This window comes from Variovorax sp. HW608, assembly GCF_900090195.1.
Classification (GTDB): domain Bacteria; phylum Pseudomonadota; class Gammaproteobacteria; order Burkholderiales; family Burkholderiaceae_C; genus Variovorax.
Map to the genome: position 1 here is coordinate 7,661,099 of NZ_LT607803.1, position 14,082 is coordinate 7,675,180.

The window sequence follows — 14,082 nt, forward strand, 5'->3', positions numbered from 1 at the left end:
ACAGCGCGAGCCCACTCCCCGTTGGCCTGCCGACCCTAGATGATCGAAGTCACCAGCAAGGCGAGCGAGGCGGCCGCCATGGCTGCGGTGGCGAGCCAGCCGAGCACCTTCCATTTGCGCGAGAGCACGATGCCGACCATCACCCTCGGGCTGGAGGCGGCGATCATCACCGCGACCATCACCGGCACCGAGATCACCGCGTTGATCACCGCCGCGCCCACGAGCGCGGCGATCGGATCGAGCCCCGAGAGGCTCCCCGCGATCCCGAGCGCCATCGCGGCCGCGAGGATGCCGTAGAAGCTGAGGCCCTGCGAGAGCGTGAGATTCAGCCCCCGGCGCACGCGGAAGTAGCTCGCGACCGCATCGGCGGCGGACCCGGCGAGCACCGGCAGCGCGAGCATGCCGGTGCCGACGACGCCCAGCGCGAAGAGCACGAAGGCTGCGTCGCCCGCGATCGGCCGCAGCGCGGCGGCGGCCTGCGCGGTGGTCTCGATCCGGGTCTGCCCGTGCGCATGCAGGGTCGCGGCGGTGGCCGTGATGATGAAGAAGGCGATGAGGTTCGAAAAACCCATCCCGGCCACGGTGTCCACGCGCAGGCGACGCAACTGCCGCCGAACCTGCTCGGGCGCGCGGCGCAGGGGCTTGTCTTCGGGAACGCGGCGGATCTCCTCCACCTCCTGCGAGGCCTGCCAGAAGAAGAGATAGGGGCTGATGGTGGTGCCGAGGACGGCGACCACGGTGGTGACGAACTCCTGGCTCCACTGGATCTGAGGCGCGTAGATGCCCCGTGCCGCGGCCGCCCAGTCGACATCGACGGCGAGCACCACGCCGACGTAGGCCAGCAGCGACAGCGTGAGCCACTTGAGAACGCGCACGTACTGGTCGTACGGCACGAACACCTGCAGCAGCAGCGAGACGACGCCGAAGCCGGCCGCATACCAGGCCGGAAGGGCCGGCAGCACCAGTGCGGCCGCATGGCCCATCGCATTGAGGTCGGCCGCGAGGTTGATGATGTTCGCGACCAGCAGCAGCACGACGAGGCCCGCGACGATCCAGTTGGGGCAGAAGCGCGTGAAGGTTTCGGTGAGGTTGCGCCCGGTGACCCGCCCGATGCGCGCGCTCGCGAGCTGGATGCCCACCATCAGCGGAAAGGTCAGCACCACGGTCCAGCCGAGCGCGTAGCCGAACTGCGCACCGGCCTGCGAGTAGGTCGCGATGCCGCTCGGATCGTCATCGGCGGCGCCGGTGATCAGCCCCGGCCCGAGCTTGGACCACCAGCGCTCGTCGTCGGCGCGGAAGTCGGCGGTCGCTGGGGTCGAGGGGGTGCTCATGGGGGCTCCGGCAATGAGGGGGGCGGATTTCACTCTGGCTTGGCGAACCCTGCGGGCGCATCGGCGCAGTCCTAGCATCCTGTGGGACTTCGTCGAGTCTGCTTGCGGCATGCGGCATTGGATGACAGGCGCGGTGCGCGCTGCCGCCTACGGTGGGGTTCATTGCGGATTACACCGCAGGAGCCGCGACATGCAGATGACCGAAGACAAGTCCCAGTCCCGGACCACGCCGGCCGCCGAGGACGTGGGTGCGCAGCACCGCAAGGTGCAGCGTGAGCAGGACGCCAAGGATCGCGCCTCGCCCTCGAAGGGCGATCCGGGCAAGCCCGTGCAGGCCGGCCACCGCCCGGAGCCCGAGAACCCGATGCCCGCGCAGCATCTCAGGAAACCCGGGATCGAGGCCGAGATGGACTTGCGGCCGCGCTTCCAGGCCTCGGGCTACGTCGGCAGCGGCAAGCTCAATGGCATGGTGGCGCTGATCACCGGCGGCGATTCGGGCATCGGCCGCGCGGTGGCGACGCTGTATGCGCGCGAAGGCGCGGACGTCGCCATCGTGTACCTGAAGGAGGAGCAGGTCGATGCCGAAGAAACCAAGCGCTGCGTCGAGGCCGAAGGGCGGCATTGCGTGCTGATTCCCGGCGACGTGCGCGACCCGGCCTTCTGCGACCGCGCGGTGAAGGAAACGATCGAGGCCTACGGCAAGTTGCACATCCTGGTGAACAACGCGGCGTTCCAGCTCCACGCGGCGTCGATCGAGGACATCACCGACGAGCGGCTCGACCTCACGCTGCGCACCAACGTGTTCGGCTACTTCCAGATGGCGCGCGCGGCGGTGCCGCATCTGCCCGAGGGCGGTTCGATCATCAACACCGGCTCCGTGACGGGGCTGGAGGGAAGCGAGGAGCTGCTCGACTACGCGATGACCAAGGGCGCGATCCACGCCTTCACGAAATCGCTGGCGAGCAACCTGCTGGGCAAGGGCATCCGCGTCAACGCGGTGGCGCCGGGACCGGTGTGGACGCCGCTGAATCCGGCCGACCGCCCGGGCCACCAGGTGAAGGACTTCGGCAGGCACACCGACATGAAAAGGCCGGCGCAGCCCGAGGAGCTGTCGCCGGCCTACGTGTTCCTCGCCGCACCCTGCTGCGCGGGCTACATCACCGGCATCGTGCTGCCGGTGACGGGAAGCGTGGGCGCGGTGTAGCAGCATCCTTTATGCTGCCTGCCGTCTACAAGCAGCAGCCATCCAAGCCCACCATGAAGATCCAGAAAGATTCCGTCGTCACCCTGCGTTACAAGGTATCCGACGCCACCACCCAGAAGCTGATCGACGAGGGCCGCAACCCCATGGTCTATCTGCATGGCGGCTACGAGAACACGTTCCCGAAGATCGAGGCGGCGCTGGACGGCCAGGAAGTCGGCTTCCAAGCCACGCTCAGCCTGCAGCCCGAAGATGCCTTCGGCGCGCGCGACGAATCACTGGTGCGCACGATCGCGAAGAGCGACTTCCCGCCCGGCGTGAAGGTCGGCGGCCAGCTCGAGGGCCGCAACGACCAGGGCGAGCCCCAGATCTTCAATGTGGTGAAGATCAAGGGCCCGCAGGTGATCCTCGACGCCAATCATCCGCTCGCCGGCAAGGCGCTCAGGTTCAGCATGACCGTGACCGGCGTGCGCACCGCGACACAAGAGGAAATCGCCCACCGCCACGTGCACGGCGAGCACGGGCACCATCACTGACCGCTCCGTTCATTGAATGGTCTCGGGCGCGGCGGAAAGCCGGTCCACCCCGATGAGTTCGGCCACAGAGCGCAGTTCCTTCTGAAGCGCTCTTTCGACCAACGCGAGCCGCGCGAAGCTCTGTACCTGCGCGTCGGAGGGGCCGGGGCCGGCGCCTTCCAGCTGCGAGCGGAAAGCCGACACGATCCGGTTCTGGGCCAGCTCGCGCGCCCGCGTCGCGGTGGTGCTGCAGGCCTCGAGCGCGGTCAGCTCTTCATCCAATGAAACGTCCATGTTCTTCCCTGGGCGGTTGTCGTTGCCTGGCGGCGATTCTGGGAAGGGACAGAAGGAGGTCTCGTAGGCCGACATCCGCGCGTCCGCGTAGGCGCGCTCCGACACGGCGTTGCGCCCGCGAGACCAGAGCGTCCCGCTGGTGGCACTTTCGCAGCGGCGCGACGCCCCCATATCCTTCGCATCGCCCCCGTCGGACCGGACGGGGCACCCCTTATCAGTCAGGAAGTCAGCGCAATGACCACCGCCAGCCCCATCGTCCAGATCAAGGCCCTCGGATTCCCGTGGGAAACGATCGACCCCTTCCTTTTCTGCGCCTATCACGACGACGCCTACCCGCGCGGCAACGCCCAGATGGGCCCGGACGCGCCGCTCGCCGGCCGCGACATCGGCCAGGACTTCAGCCGCAAGGACGGCTGGAGCATGTACCACGGCACCACCGTGCCGGGCTTTCCGGGCCATCCGCACCGGGGCTTCGAGACGGTGACGATCGTGCGCCGCGGCCTGATCGACCATTCGGACTCGCTCGGCGCCGCCGCGCGCTTCGGCGGCGGCGACGTGCAGTGGCTCACCGCCGGCAAGGGGATCGTGCATTCGGAGATGTTCCCGCTGCTCGATGCGGGGGCGCCGAACCCGCTGGAGCTGTTCCAGATCTGGCTCAACCTGCCCGCGCGCAGCAAGATGGCAAAGCCGCATTTCACGATGTTCTGGGCCGAGGACGTCCCGCGCTTCACCGCCACCGACACCGAGGGCCGCCAGACCGAGGTCGCCTGCATCGCGGGCAAGATCGGCCCCGTCGAGGGCGCACCCGGTGCCGGCGGTCCGCTCGCGCCGCCGCCGGATTCATGGGCCGCGCAGGCCGATGCCGACGTCGCGATCTGGACGCTCTGCATGGCGCCCGGCGCACGCTGGACCCTTCCCGCCGCGAGCGGCGAAGGCACGCGCCGGACGCTCTACTTCTTCAAGGGCCGGTCGGTGACCCTCGGCGGCCAGGGAGTGGACGCGCGCGCTGCGATCGAGCTCAACGCCAATGTCGCGGTCGAGCTGCAGAACGGCGACGAGGCGAGCGAATTCCTGCTTTTGCAGGGCCGCCCGATCGGCGAGCCGGTGGCGCAGTACGGCCCCTTCGTGATGAACACGCCGGCCGAGATCGCGCAGGCGATGGCCGACTACCGCCGCACCCAGTTCGGCGGCTGGCCGTGGCAGGACGAGGCGCCGGTGCACGGCCGCGACCCGGCCCGCTTCGCCAGGCATCCGGACGGCAGGCAAGAAAAGCCGCAGGACCGCGCGGCGACGACCACCGCCTGAGGCGATTCAGCGCCGCCCCGCCAGTTCGCGGATCAGCGCCCACACGCGCTGCGCGAGCGGCGAGGGCGCGCGGTTGCGGCGGTGCACCAGCATGATCGCGCGCTGGATCTTCGGCAGCAGCGGCCGCACGACCAGCGCCGGCAGGCCGCTCGGCGGCATCGCCATCGCCGGCATCACGCTGATGCCGATGCCCTGCTCGACCATCCGGAAGGCGGTGGTGGGGTGGCCGACCTGCTGGCGCACCTCGCAGCGCGCGCCATGCCTCGCCAGCGCATCGTCGATCAGCCGCCGGCTGCCCGAGGCGTGGTCGAGCAGCACCAGCGGCTCGCCGTCGAGCATCGGCCAGCGCACCGAGGCCTTTTGCGCCAGCCGGTGGCCGGGCGCCATGACCAGGCAGAAGGGGTCGCCCAGGATGGCCTCGCAATGCAGGTCGTCCGCGGCCGGCGGCTCGACCACCACGCCGAAATCGACCTCGCCGGCGCGCACGCTGTCGAGCACGTCCTGCTGGATGCGGTCGAGCAGCACCAGCTCGATCTCCGGGTCGCGCCGCGCGCACTCGGCGATGCAGCCGGGCATGAGGTTGGCCGACAAGGTCGGGCTGCTCGCGACCCGCACCTTGCCGCGCCGCGCGCCGGCCATGCCGTGCACTTCGGCCAGCGTCTGGTCGAGCTCGTCGAGCACCCGGTCCAGGCGCAGCGCGAGCGACTGGCCTGCCTCGGTCAGCACCACTTCACGCGTCGTGCGGTCGAGCAGCTTCAGGCCGAGCTGCGATTCGAGCTCGACGATCGCACGGCTGACCGCCGGCTGCGTGAGGCCGACGCGGTCACCGGCGCGGCTGAAGTTGCGCTCCTCGGCCACGGCCTGGAACACGCGAAGCTGCCGGAGCGTGACGTTCATTGGGAAACCTCCGTGCTTCGCACTGCGGTGCGAGCCCCCTTCGGAACGGCCGGGCGGGGGCTCATGCAGCCGAATCATAGATCTATCAGATAAATCCATTTCTCTTTTGAATCCGAAAAGAGTTCAATCGCGACCCATGGCCCGTTCACGCTACCTCCCGGACAACTTCACGATCGCGCTGGTGGTCGTCGTCGCGCTCGCCAGCCTCTGGCCTGCGAGCGGCGGCGCCGCGCATTTCTTCGAGCGCCTCACCACGTTCGCGATCGGCCTGCTGTTCTTCCTCCACGGCGCGAAGCTCTCGCGCGAGGCGATCCTCGGCGGCATCACGCACTGGCGGCTGCATGTGCTGGTGTTCGCGGCCACCTTCGTGATGTTCCCGCTGCTCGGGCTCGCGCTCAAGCCGGTGCTGACGCCGCTGGTCACGCCCGAGCTCTACACCGGCGTGCTCTTCCTCTGCGTGCTGCCGGCCACGGTGCAGTCGGCGATCGCCTTCACCTCGATGGCGCGCGGCAACATTCCCGCCGCGGTGTGCAGCGCTTCGGCATCGACGATGCTCGGGGTCTTCGTCACGCCCATCCTCGTGAACCTGATCGTCGTGCAGCACGGCGCCGCCGGCGCATCGCTCGACGCGGTGGGCCGCATCCTGCTGCAACTGATGGTGCCCTTCGTCGCCGGCCACCTGCTCAGGCCGTGGATCGGCGGCTGGATCAGGAAGCGCGGCTCGAGGGTCACGCTGGTCGATCGCGGCTCGATCCTGCTGGTGGTCTACACCGCCTTCAGCGCGGCGGTGATCGAGGGGCTGTGGAAGCAGGTGCCGCTGTCGGCGCTCATCGGCCTCATCGTGGTGTGCGGGGTGCTGCTCGGGCTGGCGCTGGCCATCACCGCCTGGGCCGGCCGCGCGCTCGGCTTCGACAAGGCCGACCAGATCACCATCGTCTTCTGCGGCTCGAAGAAGAGCCTCGCGAGCGGCATCCCGATGGCGAAGGTGCTGTTCGCCTCGCACGCGGTCGGCGCGATCGTGCTGCCGCTGATGCTGTTCCACCAGATGCAGCTCATGGTCTGCGCGGTGCTGGCGCAGCGCTATGCGCGCCGGCCTGCCGAGCCGGTCGAGGCGGGGCCCGCCAGGACGCCGGCCTGATCGATCAGCGGGGGGCGTCGCCCTTGCGGTATTCGGCGGTCAAGTCATCCAGCTTCTGCTTGAGCGCCGGATCGAGCTTGTAGTCGGCGGCCGCGATCGTCGCATCGAGCTGCTCCGGCCGGCTCGCGCCGAGCAGCGGCGCGCTGACGAGCGGGTTCGCCATCACCCAGGCCACCGCCAGCGTCGCGAGCGGCACGCCCGCTTCGTCCGCGAGCTGGTGCAGCTGCGCGACCGTGGCGAAGGAGCGCTCGTTCCAGTAGCGGTCCTGGTACATCGAGCCGGCAGTGCCGAGCGTGAAGCGCGTGTTGTCCTCCGGCTTCGCGCCCGCCTTGTACTTGCCCGTGAGCAGCCCGCCGGCCAGCGGGTTGTAGGGGATCACGCCCAGCCCTTCCTCGGCTGCGAGCGGCAGCAGCTCGCGCTCGATCTCGCGGAACAGCAGGCTGTAGCGCGGCTGCACCGACACCAGCCGCGTGAGCTTGTGCAGCTCGGCGCGGCCGATGGCACGCGCGAGCCGGTAGGCGAGGAAGTTCGACACGCCGATGTAGCGCGCGCGGCCCGAACGCACGATCACGTCGAGCGCCTCGAGGCTCTCGTCGAGCGGCGTCTCGCGGTCGTCGTGGTGCAGCTGGTAGAGATCGACGTGGTCCGTCTGCAGCCGCTTGAGCGACGCGTCGATCGCATCGAGCAGGTGCTTGCGCGAATTGCCCTGGTCCCAGCTGCTGGGCCCGACCTTGTTCGCGGCCTTGGTCGCGATGATGAATTCGCTGCGCCGGCTCGCGCCCTTGGCGCGCAGCCAGCGGCCGATGATCTCCTCGGTGCGGCCGGCGGTCTCCCAGGTGCCGCCGAGCGGATACACATCCGCCGTGTCGAGGAAGTTGATGCCGGCGCCGGTCGCGTGGTCGAGGATCCGGTGCGACACGGCCTCGTCGGTCTGCAGGCCGAAGGTCATGGTGCCGAGTGCAAGTCGCGACACGGTGAGGCCGGTGCGGCCGAGGCGGGTGGTGGGAATGCTCATGAAAAGAGGCTCCGTTCGCTGGGCAGACGGCGATCATAGACAGCGGCGCGTATTCGTGCCGGACACGCGCCCATCGCCCGCAGCGGGTCAGTCCGTGGCCTGCGCGGCCAGCTCGGCGAAGCGCATGGACGGCTCCGACGTCAGCGCACGCGCGACCGCCTGTGTCTCGGCAGGCGTCAGCGGCACCAGCATCTCGACGGTGCCAGCCGCGCTGGTCGCGAGCGGCACGCCATCGCGGAACACCACGCGCGAACCCGGCACGCGCGCGACCTTCGGCCCGGGCACGACGGTGCCGAGCAGGTTCGCGGGATCGGTGGCCGCGAGGCAGATCAGATGGCCGTCCATCGGCCGGCGCCGCACCTCGCGCATCAGGCCGATGGCCTCGGGCAGCGCGAACTGCTCGCCGGCCACGCCGGCGATGAAACGGCCGCCGCGGATTTCGCCGCGCGCCTCGAGGCGCCGATAGGCACGAACGAGATCGCGCCAAGGCGGAAGCCAGGTCGCCTCGCGCTCCAGCACGCGCCAGCACACGACGCCGTAGCGCCTGAGCAGGATGCGCGCGACCTGCTCGACCGCGTCGTTGCCGATGCCATCCGCCGCGGACGCCCGCTGGCGCACCAGCGACCAGCGGCCGGCGTCCTCGATGCCGAAGAGCGAAGTGCGGCGGCGTCGGCGCCCGTGCGTCGAGGCGCGCTTGGACGGCGGGATCAGCAGGGCGCGCAGGCCGGCGAAGCTGTCGCAGTGCGCGCGGCCGCGCACGACCAGTTCGCTGAGCGCATCTTCGAGCTCGGTGCCGAGCAGCCGCGTGCCGTGGAGCATCTCGTCGAAGAAGGAGGCGCCGTGCTCTTTCAGGAAGGCCGCGACGCGCTGCGCGCGCGAGCCGAGCGCCGCATCGTCCACCGGCGCGGGCGCGAGGCCGGTCCACAGCGATGCGCTGCGGCGCGGCAGCAGCAGGACCGGCGTGGAACGCAGCGACGCGCCGCCACCGCCGGGCCTGCCATCGAGCGCAGGCGGACGCAGGCGCGTCCACAGCGTGCGGCCCGCCGTGCACAGGTCGTCGAGCCAGGCCGGCGCGTAGTCCTTCACCCGTGCGGGCAGCAGCTCGGGCTCCCAGCTTGCGGCCGGGGCTTCGTAGCCTTCGAGCTGCGCCAGGATGCCGGCGAGCGCATCGGGGCCGCTGACCCGGCTCTCCGACGCGATGTGCTGCCATTCGAACAGGAAGCGCGCGAAGTCGCGCGGCTCCACGGGCTCGATCTCGCGCCGCAGGCGCTTGAGCGTGTAGCGGTGGATGCGGGCCAGCAGATGGCGCTCGCACCACTCGATCGTTTCGGCGCCGGGCGAGAAGCGGCCTTGCAGCACGTAGCCTTCGCCCTGCAGTGCCGAAAGCGCCGCATCGATGCGCGCCTGCGGAAGCTGGAGCCGCGCCGCGAGTCCGGGTGCGGTCATCGGCCCCAGGCCGGTCAGCCGCGAGCGCAGCAGTTCGCGCAGCGCATCGTCCGAGCCGCCCGCCACCTGCGCGTACTCGGCCGGCGTTTCGACAGGAGGCTGCATCGAAGCCTCGGGGTACAGCATCGCGATCTGCGCGAGGCGCTCGGCCACCACCCACAGGCCGCCGCCGGCGAGCATCGAGAGGCGCGTTGCACGCCCCGATCGCGCAAGCGCGCCGAGCCACGCCAGCCAGTCCGCATTCGCCAATGCTTCCGCGTCGGTGACGACGCCGAGCCCGTTCAGCGCCTCGTGCATCTCGTCGACGCCGCGCACCCGGGGCCATGCCTCTTCGCGCACGCTGTCGATCGCCTCCTGATCGAGGCGCCCGAGGTCGTCGGCGCTTTCCGGATCGACATAGCGGCGGCTCTGCACCGCCTGCGTGCGGCGCTCCTCGAGCGGCGCATCGTCGAGGAAGGCGTAGGGCCGCGCATTGAGCGCTTCGGCCGCGAGCGGCGAGGGCGCGGGCAGGTCACGCGCGACGATCTGTACCTCGCCCGATTCCAGGCGACGCAGCAGCCGCAACCAGCCTTCGGCATCCATCGCGTCGTAGAGGCAGTCCTGCAGCGTCTGCGCGACCAGCGGGTGGTCGGGGATCTCGCGTGCGCCGCTGAGGTTCTCCGCGCACGCCACCTGGTCGGGGAACACCGAGGCGAGCAGGTCCTCCGAGCGCATGCGCTGCAACTGCGGCGCCACCTTGCGGCCGCCGACGAAGCGCGGCAGCGCGAGCGAGGTGGTCGCGTTCCAGCGCCAGCGCACATTGAAGAGCGGCGCATCGAGCAGCGCCTGGATCAGCACGTCGAGCGCGGTGGCGGAATGCAGGTAGCGCCCGACCTCCTCGAGCGGAAAGCTGTGGCTCGTCGACAGCGAGAGCACGATCGCGTCCTCGGTCGCCGCGGCCTGCAGCTCGAAGTTGAACTTGCGGCAGAAGCGCTTGCGCAGCGCCAGCCCCCATGCACGGTTGAGCCGGCTGCCGTGGGGCGAGTGGATCACGAGCTGCATGCCGCCGGATTCGTCGAAGAAGCGCTCCATCACGATGCGCTGCTGCGTCGGCAGTGCGCCGAGCACATGCGCGGCACGCGCAAGATGGTCGGCGATCTGCCGCGCGGCGGCGGCATCCATGCCGAGCGTGCGTACCAGCCAATCGAGCGTGGCATCGATGCCCTTCGCGCGCAGCATGTCCGCCACTTCGCCGCGCAGGCGCGACACGCCGAATGACAGCTCGTCGCTGCGGCCCGGCGCCTCGCCGAGCCAGAAGGGGATGTTCGGCGGCGCCCCGAGCGCGTCCTCCACCCGCACGCGGCCGGGCTCGATGCGCAGGATGCGATAGCTCGCGTTGCCGAGCTGGAAGATGTCGCCCGCGAGGCTCTCGATCGCGAAGTCCTCGTTGATGGTGCCGATCTTCTGCGCCTGCGGCTCCAGCACCACGGTGTAGTCGCCGGTCTCGGGGATGGTGCCGCCGGAGGTCAGCGCGGTGAGGCGCGCGCCGCGGCGCTCGCGCAGGCGGTGGTGGACCGCATCGCGATGCACGTAGCTCGCGCGTTGTCCCTGCCGGGTAGTGAAGCCGTCGGCCAGCATGCGCACCACGGCCGCGTAGCGCTCGCGCGTGAGCTGCGCGTAGGGCCATGCGCGCCGCACGAGGGCGAAGAGCTCGTCCTCGTTCCATTCGCGGCCCGCGGTCTCGGCGACGATCTGCTGCGCGAGCACGTCGAGCGGCGCCGGCAGCATGTGCAGCGCATCGAGCTCGCCGCGCCGCACGCAGTCGAGCAGCGCCGCGCACTCGACCAGCTCATCGCACGACTGCGGGAAGAGCCGGGCCTTCGGCACGCCGCCGACCGCGTGGCCCGATCGTCCGGCGCGCTGCAGGAAGGTCGCGATCGAGCGCGGCGAGCCGAGCTGGCACACCAGATCGACATCGCCGATGTCCAGGCCCAGCTCCAGCGATGCGGTGGCGACCAGCACCTTGAGATCGCCGCGCTTGAGCCGCTGCTCGGCATCGAGCCGCGCCTCCTTCGCCAGGCTGCCGTGGTGCGCGGCCACCACCTCCTTGCCGAGGATCTCGCCCAGGTGCCGCGCCGCGCGCTCGGCCATGCGGCGCGTGTTGACGAAGACCAGCGTGGTGCGGTGCTCGCGCACCAGCTCGGCGACGCGCGCGTAGACCTGCTCCCACTGTTCGGTCGACATCACGGCCGCGAGCGGCGTCGGCGGCAGTTCGAGCGCCAGGTCGCGCTCCTTGGCATAGCCGATGTCGACGATCTCGCAATCGGCGACGCCGTCCTTCACCGCAGCCGCGCCGACGAGGAAGCGCGCGATCTCGTCGATCGGCTTCTGGGTGGCCGAAACGCCGATGCGCGTCAACGGCCCCGTGCAATTGGCCTGCAGGCGTTCGAGCGAGAGCGCGAGATGGCTGCCGCGCTTGCTCGCCACCACGGCGTGGATCTCGTCGACGATCACGGTGCGCACCGTCGACAGCATCTTGCGGCCCGATGCCGAGCCGAGCAGCACGTAGAGCGACTCCGGCGTGCTCACCAGGATGTGCGGCGGCTGGCGCAGGGCCTGTTGGCGCTCCTTGCTCGGCGTGTCGCCGGTGCGCACCGCGGTGCGGATCTCGACCTCGGGCAGATGCAGCTTCGCGAGTTCGCGCCGGATGCCCGCGAGCGGCGCCTTGAGGTTGAGGCCGATGTCGTTCGAGAGCGCCTTCAGCGGCGACACGTAGAGCACCGTCGTCTCGTCGGCCAGGCCCCCGGATGCAAGCCCTTGCCGCACGAGGCCATCCAGCGCGGCGAGAAACGCGGTCAGCGTCTTGCCGGAACCGGTCGGCGCGGCGACCAGCGTGTGCCGCCCGGCGGCGATCGCCGGCCAGGCGGCGGCCTGGGCCTCGGTCGGGCCCGCGAAGGTCGCGCTGAACCAGTTGGCGACGGCGGGGTGGAAGTCGTGGCGCACGAAACGATGAGATCAGGCCCGCCACCGCGATGTCAAGGCAGGGCGCGCCGCCGATACATCTCGCTACGGTTTGACGCCGGCACGCGAACGGCGTACGGTTGCCGCCCCGCCTCGCCCACGCGCGCACGGCGGCCGCGAACAGGAGACAAGAAATGACCGATCTGTCCGTGCATCCGACGCAGATCGCCAGCGCCTGGCTGGCCGATTTCAACGCCGCCCTCGAACGGCAGGACATCGACGCTGCCGTGGCGCTGTTCGATGCCGACAGCTACTGGCGCGATCTCGTCGCCTTCACCTGGAACATCCGCACGCAGGAAGGCCCGGAAGCGATACGCGCGATGCTGAACGCGCGCCTCGCCGACACGAAGCCCACCAGCTTCGCCCTCGAAGGCGAGGCGACCGAGGCCGACGGCATCGTCGATGCGTGGTTCACCTTCGAGACCGCCGTCGCGCGCGGACGCGGTCACCTGCGGCTTCGCAGCGGCAAGGCATGGACACTGCTCACCACCATGACCGAGCTGAAAGGCTTCGAGGAGTTGAAGGGCGATCGCCGCGTCAAGGGCGCGGAGCACGGCGTCAACATGCAGCGCAAGACCTGGCTCGAGAAGCGCGACGACGAGGCGAAGACGCTCGGCTTCACCGAGCAGCCCTATGTCGTGATCGTCGGCGGCGGGCAGGGCGGCATCGCGCTCGGCGCGCGGCTGCGGCGGCTCGGCGTGCCGACCATCATCGTCGAGAAGAACGCGCGGCCCGGCGACTCCTGGCGCCGGCGCTACAAGAGCCTGTGCCTGCATGACCCGGTGTGGTACGACCATCTGCCGTACCTGCCGTTCCCGGACGACTGGCCGGTGTTCTCGCCCAAGGACAAGATCGGCGACTGGCTGGAGATGTACACCAAGGTGATGGAGCTCAACTACTGGGGCTCGACCACCGCGAAGAAGGCGCGCTGGGACGAGGCGAAGAAGGAGTGGGAGCTCACGGTCGAGCAGGGCGGCAAGGAGATCGTGCTGCGGCCCAGGCAGCTCGTGTTCGCGCTCGGCGTCTCGGGCTACCCGAACGTGCCGAAGATCCCCGGCGCGGAGACCTTCGAAGGCGTACAGCACCACTCCAGCGCGCATCCGGGGCCCGAGGCCTGGCGCGGCAAGAAGTGCGTGGTGCTGGGCTCGAACAATTCGGCGTTCGACATCTGCGCGGCGCTGTGGGAGAACGGCGCGGACGTCACGATGATCCAGCGCAGCTCGACGCACATCGCGCCTTCGGATTCATTGATGGAGCTCGCGCTCGGCGGCCTCTATTCGGAAGCGGCGGTGAAGGCCGGCGTGACCACCGACAAGGCCGACCTGATCTTCGCCTCGATCCCCTACAAGATCATGGCGCCGCTGCAGGTGCCGGTGTACGAGGAGATGAAGAAGCGCGACGCCGACCTCTATTCACGGCTCGAGAAGGCCGGCTTCCTGCTGGACTTCGGCGTCGATGGCTCCGGCCTTTTCATGAAGTACCTGCGGCGTGGCTCGGGCTACTACATCGACGTCGGCGCATCGGAGCTGGTGGCCAACGGCAGCATCAAGCTCAGGAGCGGCGTGACCATCGAACGCATCAACCCGCGATCGGTCAGCCTGAGCGACGGCACCGAGCTGCCGGCGGACCTGATCGTCTACGCCACCGGCTACGGCTCGATGAACGGCTGGCTGGCGGACCTCATCTCGCCCGAAGTGGCCGACAAGGTGGGCAAGGTCTGGGGCCTGGGCTCCGACACGCCGAAGGACCCGGGTCCGTGGGAAGGCGAGCTGCGCAACATGTGGAAGCCGACGCAGGTGCCGCAACTGTGGTTCCACGGCGGCAACCTGCACCAGTCGCGGCACTACTCGCAGTTCCTGGCGCTGCAGCTCAAGGCGCGCATGGAGGGCATTCCGACGCCGGTGTACGAGCTGGCACCGAGCCACCACAAGCGATAGCGC

At 69.9% G+C, this 14,082-nt stretch carries 10 protein-coding genes; 5 read left to right on the forward strand and 5 right to left on the reverse strand.

Annotation, left to right across the window (positions count from 1 at the left end; all coding sequences use genetic code 11):
• Positions 1-35 precede the first annotated feature (35 nt).
• Positions 36-1,331 (reverse strand): Nramp family divalent metal transporter, encoded by a 1,296-nt coding sequence (locus VAR608DRAFT_RS36265; protein WP_088958463.1) that lies wholly within the window; start codon positions 1,329-1,331, stop codon positions 36-38.
• Positions 1,332-1,527: 196 nt separating this feature from the next.
• On the opposite strand from VAR608DRAFT_RS36265, the gene VAR608DRAFT_RS36270 reads away from it, so the two are divergent.
• Together VAR608DRAFT_RS36270 and VAR608DRAFT_RS36275 are read left to right on the forward strand one after the other, a co-directional pair.
• Positions 1,528-2,535, forward strand: coding sequence for an SDR family oxidoreductase (locus VAR608DRAFT_RS36270; protein ID WP_172844016.1), 1,008 nt, complete (start codon positions 1,528-1,530; stop codon positions 2,533-2,535).
• A 53-nt stretch (positions 2,536-2,588) separates the two neighbouring features.
• On the forward strand, positions 2,589-3,068 hold the full coding sequence (locus VAR608DRAFT_RS36275) for an FKBP-type peptidyl-prolyl cis-trans isomerase (protein ID WP_088959172.1): 480 nt from the start codon (positions 2,589-2,591) through the stop codon (positions 3,066-3,068).
• A 9-nt stretch (positions 3,069-3,077) separates the two neighbouring features.
• On the opposite strand, the gene VAR608DRAFT_RS36280 is transcribed toward VAR608DRAFT_RS36275, so the two are convergent.
• Positions 3,078-3,416 carry a hypothetical protein gene (locus tag VAR608DRAFT_RS36280; RefSeq protein ID WP_157731201.1) on the reverse strand — a complete coding sequence of 113 codons (339 nt, stop codon included), beginning with the start codon at positions 3,414-3,416 and terminating at the stop codon, positions 3,078-3,080.
• Between the two features lie 159 nt (positions 3,417-3,575).
• Between VAR608DRAFT_RS36280 and VAR608DRAFT_RS36285 the strand changes: the two genes are divergently transcribed.
• Positions 3,576-4,646, forward strand: coding sequence for a pirin family protein (locus tag VAR608DRAFT_RS36285; RefSeq protein ID WP_088958466.1), 1,071 nt, complete (start codon positions 3,576-3,578; stop codon positions 4,644-4,646).
• Between the two features lie 6 nt (positions 4,647-4,652).
• Here VAR608DRAFT_RS36285 and VAR608DRAFT_RS36290 read toward each other — a convergent pair whose 3' ends face one another.
• The gene (locus VAR608DRAFT_RS36290; RefSeq protein ID WP_088958467.1) at positions 4,653-5,543 is read right to left on the reverse strand and encodes a LysR family transcriptional regulator; all 891 of its coding nucleotides are present in this window, start codon (positions 5,541-5,543) and stop codon (positions 4,653-4,655) included.
• Positions 5,544-5,679: 136 nt separating this feature from the next.
• Here VAR608DRAFT_RS36290 and VAR608DRAFT_RS36295 point away from each other — a divergent pair, with 136 nt between their 5' ends.
• On the forward strand, positions 5,680-6,681 hold the full coding sequence (locus VAR608DRAFT_RS36295; RefSeq protein ID WP_088958468.1) for a bile acid:sodium symporter family protein: 1,002 nt from the start codon (positions 5,680-5,682) through the stop codon (positions 6,679-6,681).
• 4 nt (positions 6,682-6,685) lie between these two features.
• On the opposite strand, the gene VAR608DRAFT_RS36300 is transcribed toward VAR608DRAFT_RS36295, so the two are convergent.
• Together VAR608DRAFT_RS36300 and VAR608DRAFT_RS36305 are read right to left on the reverse strand one after the other, a co-directional pair.
• Positions 6,686-7,696, reverse strand: a complete 1,011-nt coding sequence (locus tag VAR608DRAFT_RS36300; protein WP_088958469.1) for an aldo/keto reductase — start codon at positions 7,694-7,696, stop codon at positions 6,686-6,688.
• Positions 7,697-7,783: 87 nt separating this feature from the next.
• Positions 7,784-12,124, reverse strand: coding sequence for a DEAD/DEAH box helicase (locus VAR608DRAFT_RS36305; RefSeq protein WP_088958470.1), 4,341 nt, complete (start codon positions 12,122-12,124; stop codon positions 7,784-7,786).
• A 152-nt stretch (positions 12,125-12,276) separates the two neighbouring features.
• On the opposite strand from VAR608DRAFT_RS36305, the gene VAR608DRAFT_RS36310 reads away from it, so the two are divergent.
• The gene (locus tag VAR608DRAFT_RS36310; protein ID WP_088958471.1) at positions 12,277-14,079 is read left to right on the forward strand and encodes an NAD(P)/FAD-dependent oxidoreductase; all 1,803 of its coding nucleotides are present in this window, start codon (positions 12,277-12,279) and stop codon (positions 14,077-14,079) included.
• Positions 14,080-14,082: the final 3 nt, after the last annotated feature.

Excerpts from the sequence above, each read along its gene's own strand:
- VAR608DRAFT_RS36310 (WP_088958471.1), top strand. The coding sequence starts at position 12,277 with ATGACCGATCTGTCCGTGCATCCGACGCAGATCGCCAGCGCCTGGCTG.
- VAR608DRAFT_RS36275 (WP_088959172.1), top strand. The coding sequence starts at position 2,589 with ATGAAGATCCAGAAAGATTCCGTCGTCACCCTGCGTTACAAGGTATCC.
- VAR608DRAFT_RS36285 (WP_088958466.1), top strand. The coding sequence starts at position 3,576 with ATGACCACCGCCAGCCCCATCGTCCAGATCAAGGCCCTCGGATTCCCG.
- VAR608DRAFT_RS36265 (WP_088958463.1), bottom strand. The coding sequence starts at position 1,331 with ATGAGCACCCCCTCGACCCCAGCGACCGCCGACTTCCGCGCCGACGAC.
- VAR608DRAFT_RS36270 (WP_172844016.1), top strand. The coding sequence starts at position 1,528 with ATGACCGAAGACAAGTCCCAGTCCCGGACCACGCCGGCCGCCGAGGAC.
- VAR608DRAFT_RS36300 (WP_088958469.1), bottom strand. The coding sequence starts at position 7,696 with ATGAGCATTCCCACCACCCGCCTCGGCCGCACCGGCCTCACCGTGTCG.
- VAR608DRAFT_RS36290 (WP_088958467.1), bottom strand. The coding sequence starts at position 5,543 with ATGAACGTCACGCTCCGGCAGCTTCGCGTGTTCCAGGCCGTGGCCGAG.
- VAR608DRAFT_RS36295 (WP_088958468.1), top strand. The coding sequence starts at position 5,680 with ATGGCCCGTTCACGCTACCTCCCGGACAACTTCACGATCGCGCTGGTG.
- VAR608DRAFT_RS36280 (WP_157731201.1), bottom strand. The coding sequence starts at position 3,416 with ATGTCGGCCTACGAGACCTCCTTCTGTCCCTTCCCAGAATCGCCGCCA.